Here is an 18328-nt window from a genome sequence, read left to right as displayed (position 1 = left end):
TCCAGAGTGTATGGAGAAAGCGTGACTCAATTCGATGAAACGGTAGATTATATTGTTGTCGGCAGCGGTGGTGGTGCCATGAGTGGTGCCCTGACCATGCTGGCTCAGGGAAAGCAAGTTATCATGCTGGAAAAGTCGGAGCTGGTTGGCGGCACCACGGCTCGTTCTGGCGGGGTGATGTGGATTCCCAATAACCGTTTTTTACAGCAAGACGGTATCGATGACAGCTACGAAAAGGCCTCAACGTATCTTGAGGGGCTTTGTGAAGGCCAGAAAGATGCACCGGGGTCGACTCCTCTGCGGCGACAAACCTATCTTCAGCAGGCACCGCAGATGCTCGACTTCCTGATTGAGCAAGGCATTCGTATCCGACGTTATCCTTATTGGCCGGATTATTACGATGAACGCCCTGGGGGGCTTGAGACGGGTCGTTGTGTCGGCGCTGAGCTGTTTGATATCAACGAGCTGGGTGAGTGGAAAGACAAGTTGCGCCCCGGTTTTATGGAATATCCGGTGATGGTGGACGAAGCTTTGCTGATGGCAAATTTCAGACGTAGCTGGCGGTCATTCAAAATTCTACTCACCATGATCGGACGTAGCATTAAGGCCAGATTGACAGGCAAACAGTATATTTCTGCCGGACAAGCTCTGCAGGGGCGTTTGTTACAGGCGCTGTTAGAGCGCGGCGTGGATCTGCGTACGGAATCCCCTGTGACAGAGCTTCTGGTGACAGATGGAGCAGTCACCGGTGTGTTGACCGAAAAAGACGGCCAGCCCTGGCGTATTCAGACCCGCTTGGGGGTATTGGTCGCTGCGGGCGGGTTTGCTCATAACCAATCAATGCGCGATCAATATATACCGAGTACTTCAGACATGTGGACCAGTGCGGCACCCACGGACACTGGCGAGATGATTCAGGAAATGATGCGACACGGTGCCGCAGTGGCGCAAATGGATGAGATGGTTGGCAACCCGTGCACACTGCCGCCGGGTAGTCGTAAGGGCGACATCCGTGCGCCTGTGCAAGGTATCACTGCCAAGCCTCACGCTATTCTGGTGGATCAAACCGGTGTGCGCTACATGAACGAAGGCGGTTCGTATATGGCGTACAGCAAAGGCATGCTGGATCGACATGAATCCAATCCTGCTGTCCCCAGTTGGGCGATTTTAGACAGTCAGTTCCTAAAAAAATACATGTTGGCTGGAACCATGCCCGGTAGTAAAAAACCACAGGAGTGGTACGACAGCGGTTATCTGAAAAAAGCGGATACGCTTGCGGAGTTGGCGCAGATGATCGACGTGTTGCCAGAAACGTTACAGGCTACGGTAGAACGCTTTAATGGTTTTGTTGAACGAAACCACGATGAAGATTTCAAGCGTGGCGAGCGTGCCTATGATCGCTGGTTAGGAGACTTCCTCAATAAACCGTCTGAAACTCTGGGTAAAATTGAGCAAGGCCCCTTTTATGCGTTGTCCGTTTTCCCTGGCGATGTGAGTACCTATGGCGGTGTTGTTACGGATGAAAACTCACGTGTACTGCGCAAGGATGGATCTGTGATTGAAGGACTGTACGCAACCGGTGTATCCACTGCGTCGGTGATGGGGCGCACCTACCCTGGAGCTGGAGCTAGTATTGGGCCGGCTTGTACCTGGGGTTATATCGCTGCCCATCATGCTGCTAGTAAACAAGACTAGGTCCAGGCATTAAATGTTCCACATAGCCTTACATTTTATTATTCCTGCCATTGTTGTGGCTGCGTTTTATCGCAAGCATTGGCAGTTCGCTTACCTAATTATGATGTCGACCATGTTAGTCGATCTTGATCATTTGGTGGCGAGTCCGATTTATGATCCGGCTCGTTGTAGTATTGGTTTCCACCCGCTGCATAAGCTCTGGTTTGTGTGTTTGTGCGTCTTGCTTTGTTTTATCCCTAAGACAAGGCTGGTAGGTCTGGGGCTGTCGGTGCATATGGCGTTGGATTCTATCGATTGCCAGATAACAAACGGTGTGTGGGTTAATCAATAAATCTGATGAAGCGCTTGGGACTGTCAGAAGGGTTGAGAGAAACTCATACACTGTTGTTACGCTAGTCTGAGATCGAGCCATGCTTCAACCTGAAAGCTAGTAAATGTTTTATTGATATGTCAAAAATCAGTGTCTTGGGAATACGTATGAATCCATTAAATCCAGCCAAATTACGCAACAGCAAATGGACAGCGGTGAAGCCGCTCAATCGAGAAAAACACTTTTTGGTGTCTGAGGTTGAGTACGACGAAGATGGCTCAGTAATGTCGTGTAATTTGGAAGCCGTTCTTTCGAAAAATGAATACCCGATTGATTGGACTGAACTGAAGAATCAAGAGAAATGGATTCAGGGCTGGAAGTAGAGAGGCATCAGGGAATAAACTTGGAAATGACGTAAGGCTCTGCGGTTTAGGTCCCAGCCAAAATGGCAAAAGACAAACAAAAACTGGGAAGATTCTATCGAACGTCTTACCGCTGAGGGCTACCGGGTGATCGCGCCGGACGAGGTTGGCTCGGGCGCTATGAGGTGCTTGGGGATCAGGCGGCCGAAGCTATTCCCGATGTGACTTTGGTTGAGCACCCGGATCTGGGCCGCTCGCCCCATATTCAGCAGTCAGACCGCTTTCACAAGGCGCTGTTGTTCAAAGGACTGTCAAAATAATCCTGCATCCAGTCAAATAGCGTATCGGTGTTTACCTCCGACAACGCTATCTGTTTAAAATCGTCTCCTACTTCATCCTTCATGGTCACAAACTGATAAAGCAATACCCCCGGCTGTTCGTCGTGCAGGATGAGCGTGATGCGACGGCCGGTGCGTAAGCAGTCTATGGTCATCACATCTGCGGGAATACCGGCATCACGCATACCTCGGCGCACTTCCACCACCGCGTTGATGTGCTGGTGGGTCGCCTGAATGCGGGTGTGGGCGTCGCTAGCCATGTCAGACAAGGCTTTGAGGGGATCTTCGGACATTTTGACCTGTTCAATCTGAAGGTGAATTACTGAGAAACACGGGCGATGTTAGCATGTGTTCGCTAAATTATTGAAACCTAATCTTTTTTCATGAATAGAATGTGGATAAAAAGAAGCGTAAAGGCAAGTTGTACAACAGAAATTCAGTCTACTAAACTCTGATGTATTCCCTGTTGCCGTGGAGGTCGTGATGAGTACAGTGTTAGTTTTTCCGATTATTTTCGCTGTCTGTGGCTCGGTGTGTTACTCCATCGCGAAAACGCGGGGTTTATCACGCCCATTTTGGGTGGTCATGGGATCATTGTTCGGGCCCCTCGCTATCCTGGCTATATTGTTTGCGAAGCCAAAAGCAAAGGTAGCTTACTGAAGCTCTGTTAAGTCTGCGTTATGCTTGCGTCATCGGTCTTACGGTTTTCAGGAGAGAGCCATTATCTATTGCGCTTCTTGAAGCTAGAGGCTTTGATGTATTTTCTTGCGACGTGGTTTTGTAATGAGTAGTTTGATAATCAGGTGGGGATGCAAAAGCATGGTAAATACGCCAACAGAAAAACCTTCAATCCTGACTACTTTATTGACTGGCCTGTTATTTTTTTCAATACCGCATCTGGCTGTAGCATCACCTGATTGTCAAAGTTATCAAGGTTGCGAAAAGAAGTTCTGCGAGATAGAAAAACAAATTGCGATCTCTCTTGAGAAGGGCAATGAACGTAAAGCAGAAGGGCTAAGAGAGGCGTTAAAGAACTCCAGGAGACATTGTACTGATAAAGGCCTTGAGGCTGAATTGGCTGAAGAAATTCAAGAAGCTAAAGAAGAGATGGCCGAATATGAGTCTGATCTGAAAGAAGCGACAGAGCATGGCGAAGAAGATAAAGTTCGTAAGTACCAGGGAAAAATTGAAGAAGAGAAAAATAAAATAAAAAGTCTTGAACGAGAGTTGTCCGATCTCGATTAAATAAAGTGTTCGCGATAAAGACCAAATAAAAAACGGCGACTATTGAGTCGCCGTTTTTTTGTCAGTCATAAGCGCAACCATTAAGATGCGCGAATACCGATGGCTTTGATTTCGAGGAATTCCTCGATACCTTCCAGGCCCCACTCGCGGCCCATACCACTCTGCTTGTAACCGCCGAAAGGCAGGTCGCCAGTGATACTGGTTCCACCGTTGACGCTCAGAGCACCAGCGCGGATGCGTTTGGTCATGGCTAAAGCACGATCGGTTGGACCGAACACGGCGCCGCCAAGACCGTAGTCGCTGTCATTGGCGATACGGACTGCATCTTCTTCATCCTCGTAAGGAATCACGACCAGTACTGGGCCGAAGATCTCTTCGCGAGCAATGCGCATGTCGTTATTACAGTCTACAAAACAGGTTGGTTCCACAAAGAAACCGCCGCCCATGTCGGTGCGGGCGTTGCCGCCGGCCAGCAGGCGAGCGCCTTCTTTTTTACCGATCTCAATGTATTCCATAACGCGGTTTTGCTGCTTCTTGGAAATAACCGGGCCCATGATGCAGGTTGGCTCTTCGAACTTGCCCCACTTCTCGGCGAAACCTTTGTAGGCCATGTCCAGAGCGCCAACAGCTTCGTCGTAGCGGCTTTTCGGCACCAGCAGACGAGTAGGGTAGGCGCAGCCCTGACCAGCGTGGAACACAACCAGAGAACCCATGCAGGTTTGCGCAAAGTTAGGTGCATCTTCCAAAACGATGAATGCAGACTTGCCGCCCAGTTCCAGGAATACACGTTTGAGAGACTCGGCACCGTTCTTCATGATCAGTTTACCGACAGCGGTAGAACCGGTGAAGGAAATCAAATCAACACGACGATCAGTGGTGAGCATTTCACCAGCCATAGCAGGGTCAGCAGAAGTGATGACGTTGAAAACACCAGCCGGTAGGCCGGCTTCAACAGCCAGGTCACCCATAATGGAACCCATCAACGGGGTATCGGGAGCAGGCTTCAGAATCACAGTACAACCAGCCAGCATTGCGGCGATCACTTTACCGACGTTTACGTACAGAGGTACGTTCCAGGGAGTGATTGCGCCCACCACGCCCATGGCTTCCTGAGTCACGATGCGTTTAGTGTCAGAACCGTTTTCGGTCTTGATACCCAGATCTTTTTCCCACTTAACTTGCTTGTAGCATTCCAGCAGGTCTTTGGCACCGTTCAATGCACCGTCAATTTGTGCGCGGGCAGCAGCACCGATGGCAGCACCTGCTTCAAGGCGGGAGATTTGTACCAGCTTTTCACGATTGGCAATCATCAGCTCAACGTATTTGCAAACCAGCGCGTAGCGCTCATCGTGGTTGGTTGACCAGTCGGTGTTATCAAAAGCGTTGCGGGCAGCCGCGATCGCTTCTTCAACATCCCCAGAGGTTGCGTCAGCGGCGCGACCACAGGACTCACCGGTCCAGGGGTTGGTGTTATCAAAGAAGCTGTTGTCGCTTGAAGCGCGCATTTCGCCGTTAATGTACAGCAAGGCATCAGGTAATGTGTCCATGGTTCTCTCCTACATAAAAATGGTTTAATCAAAATGTGTTGAACGGGTTGAGTTGTTGCTTTTCTGTATCTAATTGTTCGAACTTAAAGCGTGTTTGGCTGCGACATAGCCCCAGGTCAGTGATGGCCCGATACTGGCACCAGCGCCTGTGGCTTTCTTGCCCATTACAGATGCGGTGGAAACGCCGGTGGCGTAGAGTCCTTCGAAGGCTCTGCCGTCTTCACGCAAGACACGCGCCTCGCTATCCGTTACCAGGCCGCCAAAGGTGCTGACGTCACCGGGGTAAATAGGCAGAGCATAAAAAGGCCCCTGCTCAATTTTACCCAGAGTCTTCGATCCCTCTTTAGCGAGCGGATCGCCCAGCCAGTTGTCATAGACATGAGCGCCTCGGTTAAAGTCAGCATCTTTACCGGATGTGACAAAACCGTTAAACCGAGAGACAGTGGCTTCCAGGCTGGAGGCTTCAACGCCACAGCTTTGGGCGAGTTCAGCAAGGCTTTCGCCCTGTTTCAGAAAACCTTCTGCTTTCCAGGCTTCCAGTTTTTTCTTATTGGGCATGGTGCCGGCCAGCATAAACAGCGCTGTGTATTGGCTGTCGAAAATCATCCAGCTGGGTATGGCAGGAGTTTGTTGATTGCGCTCAAGAATGCCGTTCGACAACTCCATATAGGAAGCGGCTTCTTTCATAAAGCGCTCGCCCTGTTGGTCTACCAGGATCGCGTGGGGCTTGGCGAGATCGCTCTGCATATACACTGGGGCATCTTTGCCCGGCACCATGGTGACCGGGTAGCCAACGCGTTGATCCATTTGAGCAATGGCGGCGCCGAGACGAGCACCTTCTTCAATCATCTCACCGGTATCGCTTTCATTCGCACCAGACCATTCGGTCTTGGCACCGGGCAGATACTGATCGAGCATTTGCTGGTTTTTGGCGAAGCCGCCGGCATTGATCAGTACGCCGAGGTTTGCGTCAAAGCGATCGCCTTTCTCAGTGACGACACCGGTAATGCGACCTTCTTGTTCCACAAGCTCTTTAACGCCGCAACCGGTACGAATGTCGACGCCTGCCTGAATAGCAGCGTGAAGCAGTTGACCCTGCAGTGCTTGTCCGGCGGTGGCGTAATGCTTGCCTGTCAGGCGAGTGCCCAACGTGCGGCCGATCATTTTCAATAAGGTGCCGAAGCTTTTCAGCGAGCGCTTCATGGTGGGTAATTGCATGGCTTCTTCGATGTATCCTGCCAGTGGCAGGAAACCCGGACGCAGTTTGTCTTTCCATTCGCCCAGCTGGTTCAGATCAAACAGTTCAGAAATAACGGTGCGTCCAGCTTCAGATTCGCCATCGGCAGCATGGTAGTCCGGCCAGGAAGGAATGCGACGGAACTTTAAGCCTTTGCCGGTCAGATACCCCAGCATATTCAGGGACTCGTCCACATAGGTGACGCGGCGTTCGTGGCTGGTGCCAGGGGTATCCTCACTGTCTCCAATGACAGTGTCCATATAGGCAATGGCTTGTTCGCGGCTGTCACTGATTCCCTGTTCTTTCATATAAGGGTTGTTGGGAATCCACATAACGCCACCGGAGGTGGCGGTAGTGCCACCCAACAGGTCGGCTTTTTCCAGAACGACTACGCTTTTGCCTTCGTCACGCATCATCAGAGCAGCACAGAGTGCGCCCGGGCCGCTACCTATCACCACAAAGTCAAAACTGTTGCTCATACGGTTTCCTTAATCACGTGTCGAGTTTGGCTGAGCTTTGCGCGCGTGCAGAGAGATTGAATCAGCGTGCAGATCCGCTGGCAGATCAATCAGTGCAGAGAAAGCGTTCACTACGGAATCGAACTGGGAAATAGGGCGTTCGCGCAAATTAATGCCTCGTTCGGCAGCGGCTTTGGCGAATGCCATCTGGTCTTCCGGTGCGGCTTCCCAGACTTTGCCTTCCTCGTACATCTGTCCGGCACGTACATTCGTAACCCGGATACCTTGAGCTTCCAGTTCGGTGTCCATGCTTTTGCTCAACCGTTCAACGCCGGCTTTGCTGGCTTGATACACAGACAGGTGCGGGAAGTTCATGTCCACAGATTCGCTGGTGATATTAAAAATGTGACTGCCATTGCCCATCATCGGAACGGCGGCGCGAATCATAAACATCGGGCCGGCAAGGTTGGTGTTAACGGCGTTCAAAATTTGCGCGTCAGTGGCATTCTGCAACAGGAAAGGTTCAAAGATGGCGGCGTTGTTGATTAGAACATCTACCTTGTTGTGGCGCTCGCTGATAGCCGCGAATGCTTCGCGTACTGAATCAGGATTGCCTACATCGCAGCTTACTGCCATGGCAGCGTCACCAATGTCTTTTGCCGCGGCCTCGATCTTAGCCAGTGTGCGACCCAGCAGGACAACCTGATGGCCCTCTGAGGCGAAACGGCGAGCCAGTGCGCGGCCCAATCCGACACCGGCACCGGTGATAACAATAACTTTCGACATTGTGAAGCTCCTCCGCGTGACCGGTTCGGGCCACTTAATTATTTTGAGTAGAGTGTAGTTAAGGATCTGTTATTTAAAGCACTCTTCAGGGTAGACGGACAGGTCGCCATCGTAGGCAATACCGCCGGGCCAAAATTCAGTGCCACTGACTTTGTTGAAGTAGTGAACCGTGCGAGCAAATGAGCCTGCCTGTGAGCGAGGTTCCATGGCGATGCCGCTGGGGCTTACACCACGGGCTCTGGCGCTGAAGTCTTTGAGTGTAAACATCAAGTCGTCGGATTGCTGGGCGCAGAGAACCAGTTGGTCGCCTGGACAGTAATGACGTGGTTCCAGTTGAACAGAAGACAGCTCGCCGCGCTTCATGGCCACGTGGCCGGGCACATTAATGACTTCGACGCTGTGAACGTTCTCGTACCATTCCTGATACTCCTCGTAGCGACCAGCCACATAGTTCCCTAGGATGATACTAACGCCAGAAAGTGGCTTGTCTTGTTGCCAGTTGGGACTGGCTTTCCAGTCGCCAAACAAATCATAAGTATAAATACGCTCGGCGGTATCGTCGGCAATCCAGCCTTTATCCCGCACCTTGGCCAGCATTGGCGCCAGAGCAGGAAGATCGATTTCAGGAGTATCTGTTTCAAAGTCGTAAACGGTCACATAGCGCCACGGCTGCGGAATGTCTGGCATGATTTGCTCTTTGGCGACTTCGTATCGCTCTGAGCCCTTGTAGCCACGCAGGACGGCCAGCTCGGTCTGGTGCTCGCCGTCGAACCATTTGGCGTATTCGGCTTCGTGACCGGCAGAGACATTGTGTAAATGAATTGTTGTGTAGAAAGCCATATTCTTATTGTCCTGATTAGTCGATATATCCGATTCTGGTTTGGGGCCGTCTCTGTTTATCAGGCTGTATAGATACAGACACGCTGCAGCAAATACCAGATAGATAGCATTTATTTACAACACCCTTTTTGACAGCTACAACTGTAGAGGGTGTTTTAACAGACCCCGATTAGCGAGTAGATGCCTCTAAAACACTGTCCAATCCTCAAGCCTTTTCAGGCCTTGGAATGCCTTGTAGAACGCCGTGTTTCAGTGCCTTTTAGAGCCCATTGGCATTATTGCTATTGAACACCATTGATGTATAATAAATCAAAAATAGCACCCTTGGCCAGTATACTTCGACTGGATCAGGGCATAGCCTGTAATAAGAGCGAATGGTTCGGAGATCGTGATGAAAATCCGTATTGATAAAGCTAACTGTGCTGGCAATGCACGTTGTGCCGCTATTGCCGAAACCCTCTATATTCTTGATGACGACGGCTATATAACCGTTGAAGAGATTGATGTGCCTGCTGGTATGGAACAGCTTGCTCGCCGGGGGGCAAGAGCCTGTCCTGAACGTGTGATTCAGGTTATTGAAGACGACGAAGAATAGAAGTCAGGCGCGTTCAGATTGAACGTGCACGACACAATCAATGAGTAAGACCGAACAATAAGACACGATAATTTAGCAGAGGATTGGAAATGGACTATCTGGGTTATAAGGGTAAGCGAGTAATTGTCAGCGGTTGTTTTTCTGGTATGGGTGAAGCAACGGCTCGTCTACTGCTGGAGCAGGGTGCTGAAGTTCACGGTATCGACTTTAAAGAGTCTAAGCTGGATCTGGCGTCTTTTAATCTGGTAGATCTGCGTGATCCGGCTACTGTTGAGGCGGCCATTGCCAAGATCGGCGGTAAAGTCGATGCACTGTTTAACTGTGCAGGTTTGCCACAAACTGCGCCTGCGCTTGACGTTATGCGTGTTAACTTTGCCGGTACCCGTTACGTGACTGAGCAAGTACTGCCATTGATGTCTGAAGGTGGCGCCATTGCCAGTATCTCTTCTAACGGTGGTATGGGTTGGAGTCGTCGTATTCCAGTCATCATGGAGCTGCTTCAGCAACGCGGTTACGACGATGCGGTTAAGTGGTGTGAAGAGCACCTGGACGAAGTGAAAGAAGGTTACGCGTTTTCTAAAGAAGTTATTATCGTTTGGTCGATGATGAACTCTTCACACCTGATTAAGAAAGGCATTCGCATGAACTGCACTATGCCTGGACCTACTGCTACACCAATGATGAGCCACTTTAAAGAAGCTTCTGGCGAGTCTGTTATCGACGCTGCCATGCAACCGATCAATCGTCCGTCCACTCCTGAAGAGCAGGCTACTGCACTGTTGTTCCTTAACAGTGACGCAGCTTCTTATGTTAATGGCGTAGCCTTGCCTGTTGACGGTGGCTTTATGGGTGGCGTGGCTACCGGCCAAGTTGATCTGTCAGCAATGATGGCGAATTCCAAGTAAGCGCCCATTCAGGTAAGCAACCGGTTATACAGTAAGTGTTTAGGAATCAACGGCCCACTCTGGCGAGTGGGCCGACGCAGAATAAAAGAACCAGTAATTACTGGCCTAAATTGAATGTATGAGGAGCCGTCGATGAGCCAATCTACGTTAAGTCCTGCTGTTCCCAAGCCTGATCATGTACCAGAGTCATTGGTGTATGATTTCGATATGTTTTCCGATCCAGGCATGATTGAAAACGCACACGATCGTGCTCTCGATCTGGTTAAAAATGCTCCTCCTGTTTTTTGGACACCACGTAACGAAGGTCACTGGGTGGTTGCCGGGCACAACGCTGTGTTTAACATGTCCCGCGATACCGAGCGTTTCAGTAACGCGATGGTTTCTTACGAGCAAATTCATGGCATGATCGCTTCATTGCCTGAAGGTGCACCCAAACCTTTAATTCCTGCGCCGATTACTTACGATCCACCGCATCATGCTGTGTACCGTGGGCCGCTGCAACGCGCATTTTCTCCCAAGGCGATGGCGGCATTGAAAGACAGTATCCGCGAGTTGGCTGTAGAGCTGATTGAAGCGGTTAAGCCTAAGGGTGGCTGTGCTTTTGTCGATGCCATTGCTGAGCCTCTGCCGGTCACGATTTTCCTGCGCATGTTTGGTCTGCCTGTAGAGCGCCAGCGTGAGTATCGCGATCTGGTCAAAGAGCACTTTGAAGATAATATTTCTGATCCGGCACACGTGCAGGTTCGCTTGAAGAAAGTGACCGACATCATGCACGAAACAATTATGGATCGGAAAGAGAACCCCAGCGATGACTTGATCTCTTTGCTGTGGCAATCAGAATTTAATGGTGAAAAAGCCACACTGTGGGATATTCAAAACTACTGTGTGGTTTTGTTTGCTGCAGGTTTGGATACCGTTGTGAACGGTATGGGTCTGGGCGCGATTCATCTGGCGAAGAACCCTGAGTTACAAGCTGAACTGCGTGCCGATCCGGATAAAATTCCTGCAGCGACTGAAGAAATTTTGCGTCGTTACACCTTTACCTTGCCACCACGCTTTTTGTCAGACGACACAGAGTTTGAAGGCGTTCAAATGAAAAAAGGTGAAAAGGCGGTCTTGTTGTTACCTACAGCCGACCTTGACCCCAGTGAGTTTGACTCCCCAGAAGAATTTAACCTCGCCCGTGAAGGCAAGGCGCATATTGCGTTTGGTACTGGTCCTCACCGTTGTTTGGGATCTCATCTAGCGCGTTTTGAACTGAACATTTTGTACGAAGAAATGATGGCAAGACTGCCTGAGTTTCGTCTGGACCCAGACAAGCCTTTGACGTTTCACGGCGGCCACGTCTGGGGTCCGAATGAAGTTTATTTGAAGTGGGATAACTGATTGTTATGAGTGCACCACGCATGTTACCGAGACTGGACAGCGTCAATCGTTCTTTTTGGACCGGCGGAGCGGATAATGAACTGCGTCTTCACTATTGTGAAGATTGCCAGAATTTCACACACCCGCCTCGTCCTGTGTGTCGCCACTGCTTGTCAGAAAACGTCGGCCCCAAAGCCGTAGCTGGCACCGGTGTGGTAGATACTTTTACGGTCAACTACCAAAAATGGCATCCCAAGGCTGAAGTGCCTTACGTGATTGCACGTATTGCGATTGATGGTGCGCCCGGTGTTTACCTCACCAGTAATGTGGTTGGCTGTGAAGTTGATGCCGTGGATATTGGAGATAAGGTACAAGTGACCTTTGAGCAGCAGGATGATGTTTTCCTGCCTCTGTTTGAGAAGGTCAGCTGATATGTCAAAGAATGAAGCGTATATCACAGGTATTGGTCAGTCTGAGATTGGTGTTCGATTAGAGCGTCATCCATTACTGTTGACCGTCGACGCGGTGAAAGAAGCGTTGGACGAGTCGGGTCTGACCATTGATCAGATTGATGGGGTATCCACATATCCTGGACGTGCTTCAGGCATGTTGGGTTTTTCACCCATTGGTGCTGATGAGCTGATTGATGCTTTGGGCATCAAAGCCACTTGGTACGCCGGCGGTGGTGAAATTACGTCACAGTTGGGTGCTGTTGTCGCGGCAGCAGACGCGGTTCGGTGTGGTCAGGCTCGTCATGTAATTTGTTATCGCACGGTGTATGAGGCAGCAGCGTTCAGCAAGCCAGACGAATACCCCATGCCACGTCGTGACCGGGTAGATAGCTACAGTCAGTGGCTGGCGCCGTTCGGTGCTATATCGGCGGCCAACTGGGTCGCTCAGTATGCCATGCGCCACGTGAAAAAATATGGACTGACTCGTGAACAGCTGGCTCAGATTTCTTTGACGGATCGTGCCAATGCGGCACTCAATCCCCGCGCTCTGGTGCGTGACCCTTTGAGCATGGACGATTACATGTCGGCGCGGTTGGTTTCTTCACCGCTGTGTCTGTTCGATTGTGATCGTTACACTGATGCCTCGACGGTGATCATTGTGTCTGCCGGTGATGCGGTTGATGAAGTGAAGTGTACACCGGTTCGTATTGCCGCGATGGCTGGCAGTGTTGATCGCCACAGCTGGGATCAGGCTGAGTGGATGGCGTCTTATGCTACCGGACGTGACCTTTGGAAGCGTACTGACTATACCCCGGCCGATGTGGATACTGTGCAACTGTATGACGGTTTCAGTTTCCTCGCGTTAACTTGGTTAGAAGCCTTGGGTTTCTGCGACGTGGGTGAGGGCGGTAAATTTATTGAAGGCGGCCAGCGCATTGCACTGAACGGCGAGCTACCACTGAATACCTTTGGTGGGCAGATTGGCGCCGGTCGTTTGCACGGCTTTGGTTTTGCGCATGAAGCAGTAACACAATTGCGCGGCTTGGGTGGCGATCGTCAGATTCAGGGCGACCCTAAAGTGGCTGTAGCGACGTCTGGCGGTGGTCCATTAGCCACAGCGTTGCTGTTAGCCAGAGATTAAGCCTGTTATGAAGCCTGCAGACCTGAATCAGGTGTCTGGCTTTCGGCGTCGATTTCGCATCACACCTTATGAAAATAAGGTGTGCAGCGAAGTTGAAGACGATTACCACTGCATGAGTGTGACCTTGCATCACAACGGTGAGCTTGTCACGGCAGTAGAGGCGGACATGCAAAGGGCGCCCTGGACAACGTGTCCAGGAGCACAGCAGAAGTTGGAAGACACTTTTGTGGGGGTGGCTTTACAAAGTTTTTCCGAGAGAGGTGAAAAGCAGACTAACTGTACTCACCTTTATGATCTGGCGTTATTAGCCGCCGATCATGCGTTGGATGATACCCAATTGGTGTATGACATCCTGATTTCCGATCATATTGAAGGGAATCGCTACGCAGAAATACGGTCAAAAGGGGATACCCTGTTAAGTTGGACCGAGAAGGATTTTCATCTTGTTGAGCCCGAAGCGCTGGCAGGAACAAGGTTGGATAAGCTGGGTGGCTGGATACGCACTCTGGCAGAAACAGAGCAGGAAGTCGCGAAGCTTCTGCGCTGGGGAAACATGATTGCGCATGGTCGCAGTATTCCTCTGGAGCAACAGTCCGACGCAACAAAAATGCCTCCAAACTGTTATACCTTTCAGCCGCAACGAGCGGTTGAGGCAAAACGGGTTGGAGTCATCTACGATTTTAGTAAAGGTGCGAAAGTACCATTGGAACACTAAAAACAGCAAAACCGCTGGCATTGTGAGGGAAGCGGCCGGTGTTAATCTCAGGGAAATTGTTAATACGCCAGGTTTTGGCAACTGCATACGTTGTATGAGGAGAAGAGTATGAATATGAATGATATGGTGCTCATCAGTGTTGATGATCACATTACTGAACCCCCCGATATGTTCGAGAAGCATCTGTCGAAAGACGATCTGAAAACTGCTCCTCAGTTCGGTGTCGATGAGAAAGGTAAGTGTTTCTGGACTTATCAGGGCATGTACATGCCTTCTGTGGGGCTGAACGCGGTTGTTGGTCGCCCGATGGAAGAGTACGGCATGGAGCCTAACTCCCTGGAAGAAATGCGTGAAGGTATCTACAACGTTCATAAGCGTATCGATGATATGAATGCGAACGGTATTGCTGCTTCGCTGAACTTTGGTACTGTTGTGGGCTTCGATGGCGGTCGTTTCCACCGTGCGCCGGACAAAGATCTGTCTTTGATCCACCTGCGTGCTTACAACGACTGGCACATCGATGAGTGGTGTGCGGCTTACCCTGGCCGTTTTATCCCCTGTGCGATTCTGCCGACCTGGGATATGAAAGCCACCGTTGAAGAAATCAAGCGTATTGCCGCGAAAGGTTGTACTGCGGTTTCTCTGAACGAAAATCCAACCGCTCAAGGTCTGCCAAGCAATCACAATGCTTACTGGGAGCCAATGTGGAAAGCCATTTCCGAGCACAACATCACCATGTGTCTGCACATCGGTGCTGGTAACCCGGTTCCTCACGCGTCTCCAGAGACACCGATTGAGGCCTGGATCACCACCATGCCAATGTCCAGCTCTGTGGGTGCTGCTGACTGGTTGAACCTGTCTGCGTTGGAGCGTTATCCAAACCTGAAGATCGCTCTGTCTGAGTGTGGTTTGGGTTGGATTCCTTACTTCATGGAGCGTGCTGACTTCAGTCACTCGCGTCACAAAGCCTGGACCAACTCCAGCTTCCAGGGCAAGAAGCCAAGTGACATCTTCAAGAAGCACTTCATGGTTTGCTTCATTGACGATGCCTTTGGTCTGGATAACCTGAAGTACGTGAACGAAGATCTGGTGGCTTACGAAACGGATTACCCACACTCAGATACTCTGTGGCCAGAATGTCCAGAGCACTTGTGGAAAACGATTCAGCATTTGACTGACACTCAGATCGACAAGATCACCTACAAGAACGCTATGAACTGGTTCAACTTTGATATGTTCAACCACATCAAGCGGGAAGACCTGACAGTAGGTGCTCTGCGTGCACAAGCCAAAGCTGACGGTGTTGATACCACACCTCAGTCCTACGGTGGCGAAAAGCCTCTGGCAGATGGCGAAGAGCCACGCAGAATCGTCTCTGGCGACTTGATGACCATGTTTGAACATCACGCCAAAGAAGGTGCTAAGAAAACAGCTTAATCTTTAAGTTGATTCGCAAAAACGGGGGCTTTATGCCCCCGTTTTTGTGTGTGGGGATCGAGAAAACCGTGTCAAAAGGTAACGCCTTTCCAGCTACTTGGCATTGCAGGAACTGGCTCTTGCCCCTGGTGGAATAAGTGCGTGACTCGCTTTCTGAAAGGGGGTAGCTTATGACCAACACTGTTGCCTAAGATCTGATCTGAGAGCAACGGTTGTAAACCATGATAATTAATAAAAAAGAGTGTCTTTTCAGTAAGTCCAATCAGTTTAAGCAGTAAAATTAAAAAGTATCAAAAGCTATAGCGGTAACCAGCTTTCATAACAATAAAATAGACAATTTGGGATCAACACGGAGATATAAATATAATGAATTCTTTGGCATCTCAGAACACAATCGGTCATAACAAGCCGAAGCAACACCGAAAAAATGCTATTCATATGCCTCTGGCGAGTCTCGCCATGGCCATTGCAGCCATCAATTATGCGCCAGTCGTAACGGCTCAATCGGATCAGGAAAGCATGCGCTTTCTTGAAGAAGTGGTTGTAACCGCTCGTCGTCGGGAAGAGAGTCAGCAGGATGTGCCTATTGCAGTAACATCAATGGGACAGGATTTCCTGCGTGAGCAGAATATTACTCAAATTGAAGACCTGGGAACTCATGTTCCATCTGTAAGAATTTCCTCTGCCGGTACTGGAACGAATCAACCTCTGGTAACTATCCGTGGTCAGCGTCCATCAGAAGCTGCTATTCAGTTAGACCCAGCAGCACCTATTTATTTCAATGACGTCGTAATGTTGCCTTCGGTAGGTACCAACCTGGCGATGTATGATTTGCAAAACGTACAGGTTTTGAAGGGGCCGCAGGGCACATTGTTTGGTCGCAATAGTACTGGTGGTGCGCTCCTTATGACTCCAACTCGTCCGGGGGATGCGCTAGGCGGTTATGTTGAAGCCAAAATGGGCAATTACGATCTGATGAGTATCGAGGGCGCCATTGATGTACCTATTACTGATCAGCTGTCTATGCGTTTGGTTGGTCGCAAAGTAGAGCGGGATGGTTACCAAGAAAACATTGCCGATACTTCATTAAATGGTAACAGGGCGCGTGGTGAAGATTCAGAAGGTCTGCGATTAAGCGTGAGCTATCTAGGCGATAGACTGAGCAATTTAACCGTACTGTCCTATGATAAGAATGAATCTGGTTCGCCAGTTGCTCAAACGCGTGGGGTGAATACTTCTACTCAGGGTGGCGGGACTATGGCAGCGGTATGGCCTGAATATCTGTCCGCCGTTCAAGAGATTGTAGACAGGGATGATCCGTGGAAATATAAATCAGATGTAGACTCTACTGATAAGGTAGAAAATACGTTTGCTTCAAATACTGTTGAATTTGAGCTGAGTGACAACCTGTCAGTCAAAAATATTCTGGGTTATCGTAAAGTTGAGTATTCATCAGGCAATGATGCAGATGGTACTTTACTGCCAATTTCAGGGAGCATTACGTCAAACAATAGCCCCGGTTCGCCGGATTACACAGATAGTGGTTATGGACTGGGAATTACCGGTGCAGACCATAATCCAACTGAGGCGACACCCACTATTGCGGAGCAGTTCACTGCCGAACTGCAGTTGCTGGGTACCGCATTTGATGAGCGTTTAGACTGGATTGCGGGTGCTTACTGGTCTCAGATGGAAGGCACCAGTAATCAGTCATTGCAGCAGATTGGTGGGCGTTGGGTTGGTATTCCTGCCTTTGGCGGTTTCCCTTTCCCCGGGGTTTATGAAGTTAACAGTACAACTGCACTCAATACCGGGACTGGCCTTTTTGCTGAAGGGACTTATCGCTTTAGCGATGAGTGGTCTTTAACTGCAGGGTTACGCCAAAGCTGGGATGAGCGTGAGTTAACTGTTCGTAAATTTACCAGTAATGCAGGCTTGGCTAACTTATCTTGTGCTATCCATGCTCCGGGGGTCACTCCTAGTACTGATCCTCGTAACCCTAATGCCAATGCGTTACCGAGTGATGCCTGTGAGCGTACAGTTGAAGAGGAATTTGATGATCCGACTTGGCGCCTGTCGCTTAACTATATGCCGAGTGATGCCATTCTATTGTACGGTAGTGTGTCCACCGGCTATAAGGCTGGTGGTTTTAATTCGCGGGGCACGGATGATTCAACTCTTCAACCGTTTGACCCCGAGGCTGTAACCACTTATGAGCTGGGCAGCAAAATTGATTGGAGTTTGGGTGATGTCCCTGTGCGTACCAACGCAGCGTTGTATTGGCAGGCGTATGAAGATATTCAGCAAACCAAACCCATTGATGTGGGTGGCGCTTTGGCGACTCAAACAGTGAATGCCGCCAAGGCTGATATCCGTGGTTTTGAGGTAGATATCACTGCAATGCCAACAGACAATTTATCATTAAGTTTGTCTTACTCTTTTGTTGATGCTGAATACAAAGAAAACGAGTCAAGTGTTCCTGATGGCGCTGGTGGTTTGTATACCTTCGATACTTCAGATAATGACTTTGTCTATATTCCTGAAAATACCATGACGGCAGCCGCCACTTATACGTTTCCGATGGACGCGAGTTTAGGTGAAATGTCTGTGACGGCCAGTTACTACTGGCAAGACGACATGACGACACATGCTTTGGCGGGTGACTTTAGCGAATTCCAGAGTAACGGTATTGTCAATCCGGCGGCGCGCTGGACCGATGACAATGTAGAGTTGGCAGAAAGCGTTTCTCAAGTGGACTCCTACGGCGTTTGGAATCTACGTTATGATTGGCGCAACATCATGGGCTCGAATTTTGATTTTGCGGCTTACATGAACAATGTCGCTGATGAGGAATATGTTCTGGGTGGTCTGAACGTGATCGATGTGTTCTGGGCTGCCTA

Annotated in this window: 17 protein-coding genes; 12 read left to right on the top strand and 5 right to left on the bottom strand. The window is 50.0% G+C overall.

Annotation, left to right across the window (positions count from 1 at the left end):
- The first annotated feature begins 21 nt into the window (after positions 1–21).
- The 3 genes from ACTG33_RS05530 to ACTG33_RS05520 all read left to right on the top strand — a co-directional run bounded on the left by ACTG33_RS05530 (position 22) and on the right by ACTG33_RS05520 (position 2388).
- Positions 22–1695, top strand: a complete 1674-nt coding sequence (locus tag ACTG33_RS05530; protein WP_439134199.1) for an FAD-dependent oxidoreductase — start codon at positions 22–24, stop codon at positions 1693–1695.
- 13 nt (positions 1696–1708) lie between these two features.
- Positions 1709–2026 carry a DUF6122 family protein gene (locus tag ACTG33_RS05525; protein WP_439134198.1) on the top strand — a complete coding sequence of 106 codons (318 nt, stop codon included), beginning with the start codon at positions 1709–1711 and terminating at the stop codon, positions 2024–2026.
- Positions 2027–2172: 146 nt separating this feature from the next.
- Positions 2173–2388, top strand: a complete 216-nt coding sequence (locus tag ACTG33_RS05520) for a TIGR02450 family Trp-rich protein (RefSeq protein WP_439134197.1) — start codon at positions 2173–2175, stop codon at positions 2386–2388.
- A gap of 262 nt (positions 2389–2650) precedes the next feature.
- Here the strand turns inward: ACTG33_RS05520 and ACTG33_RS05515 are convergent, their stop codons facing one another.
- Positions 2651–2998: a hypothetical protein gene (locus ACTG33_RS05515; RefSeq protein WP_439134196.1), complete on the bottom strand. Its 348-nt coding sequence runs from the start codon at positions 2996–2998 to the stop codon at positions 2651–2653.
- A 526-nt stretch (positions 2999–3524) separates the two neighbouring features.
- Between ACTG33_RS05515 and ACTG33_RS05510 the strand changes: the two genes are divergently transcribed.
- A complete protein-coding gene (locus ACTG33_RS05510; RefSeq protein WP_439134195.1) occupies positions 3525–3950 on the top strand; it encodes a DUF1090 domain-containing protein in 426 nt (141 codons plus the stop codon).
- A gap of 80 nt (positions 3951–4030) precedes the next feature.
- On the opposite strand, the gene ACTG33_RS05505 is transcribed toward ACTG33_RS05510, so the two are convergent.
- From ACTG33_RS05505 to ACTG33_RS05490, 4 genes are all read right to left on the bottom strand, one after another.
- On the bottom strand, positions 4031–5497 hold the full coding sequence (locus ACTG33_RS05505; RefSeq protein WP_439134194.1) for an aldehyde dehydrogenase family protein: 1467 nt from the start codon (positions 5495–5497) through the stop codon (positions 4031–4033).
- A 69-nt stretch (positions 5498–5566) separates the two neighbouring features.
- Positions 5567–7213 (bottom strand): FAD-dependent oxidoreductase, encoded by a 1647-nt coding sequence (locus ACTG33_RS05500; RefSeq protein ID WP_439134193.1) that lies wholly within the window; start codon positions 7211–7213, stop codon positions 5567–5569.
- Positions 7214–7222: 9 nt separating this feature from the next.
- Complete coding sequence (locus tag ACTG33_RS05495) at positions 7223–7978, bottom strand: SDR family oxidoreductase (protein ID WP_439134192.1); 756 nt, start codon at positions 7976–7978, stop codon at positions 7223–7225.
- Positions 7979–8047: 69 nt separating this feature from the next.
- Positions 8048–8818: a hypothetical protein gene (locus tag ACTG33_RS05490; RefSeq protein WP_439134191.1), complete on the bottom strand. Its 771-nt coding sequence runs from the start codon at positions 8816–8818 to the stop codon at positions 8048–8050.
- Positions 8819–9209: 391 nt separating this feature from the next.
- On the opposite strand from ACTG33_RS05490, the gene ACTG33_RS05485 reads away from it, so the two are divergent.
- The 8 genes from ACTG33_RS05485 to ACTG33_RS05450 form a co-directional block, all read left to right on the top strand.
- Entirely contained in the window at positions 9210–9413 is a 204-nt protein-coding gene (locus tag ACTG33_RS05485; RefSeq protein ID WP_439134190.1) for a ferredoxin, read from the top strand.
- Positions 9414–9502: 89 nt separating this feature from the next.
- Positions 9503–10318 (top strand): coniferyl-alcohol dehydrogenase, encoded by an 816-nt coding sequence (locus ACTG33_RS05480; RefSeq protein ID WP_439134189.1) that lies wholly within the window; start codon positions 9503–9505, stop codon positions 10316–10318.
- Between the two features lie 132 nt (positions 10319–10450).
- Complete coding sequence (locus ACTG33_RS05475; protein WP_439134188.1) at positions 10451–11704, top strand: cytochrome P450; 1254 nt, start codon at positions 10451–10453, stop codon at positions 11702–11704.
- A gap of 5 nt (positions 11705–11709) precedes the next feature.
- Positions 11710–12114, top strand: coding sequence for a Zn-ribbon domain-containing OB-fold protein (locus ACTG33_RS05470; RefSeq protein WP_439134187.1), 405 nt, complete (start codon positions 11710–11712; stop codon positions 12112–12114).
- Between the two features lies 1 nt (position 12115).
- On the top strand, positions 12116–13276 hold the full coding sequence (locus tag ACTG33_RS05465; protein WP_439134186.1) for a thiolase family protein: 1161 nt from the start codon (positions 12116–12118) through the stop codon (positions 13274–13276).
- A 7-nt stretch (positions 13277–13283) separates the two neighbouring features.
- Positions 13284–13991, top strand: a complete 708-nt coding sequence (locus ACTG33_RS05460) for a DUF2889 domain-containing protein (RefSeq protein WP_439134185.1) — start codon at positions 13284–13286, stop codon at positions 13989–13991.
- 108 nt (positions 13992–14099) lie between these two features.
- Positions 14100–15428: an amidohydrolase family protein gene (locus tag ACTG33_RS05455; protein ID WP_439134184.1), complete on the top strand. Its 1329-nt coding sequence runs from the start codon at positions 14100–14102 to the stop codon at positions 15426–15428.
- Between the two features lie 366 nt (positions 15429–15794).
- On the top strand, positions 15795–18328 hold a 2534-nt coding region (locus tag ACTG33_RS05450), incomplete at its 3' end, for a TonB-dependent receptor (RefSeq protein ID WP_439134183.1).

It is taken from the genome of Pseudomaricurvus sp. (assembly GCF_965662505.1).
GTDB lineage: Bacteria > Pseudomonadota > Gammaproteobacteria > Pseudomonadales > Cellvibrionaceae > Pseudomaricurvus.
The sequence above is the reverse complement of the archived record's forward strand: the minus strand, read 5'-3'. Positions and strand labels throughout refer to the sequence as shown.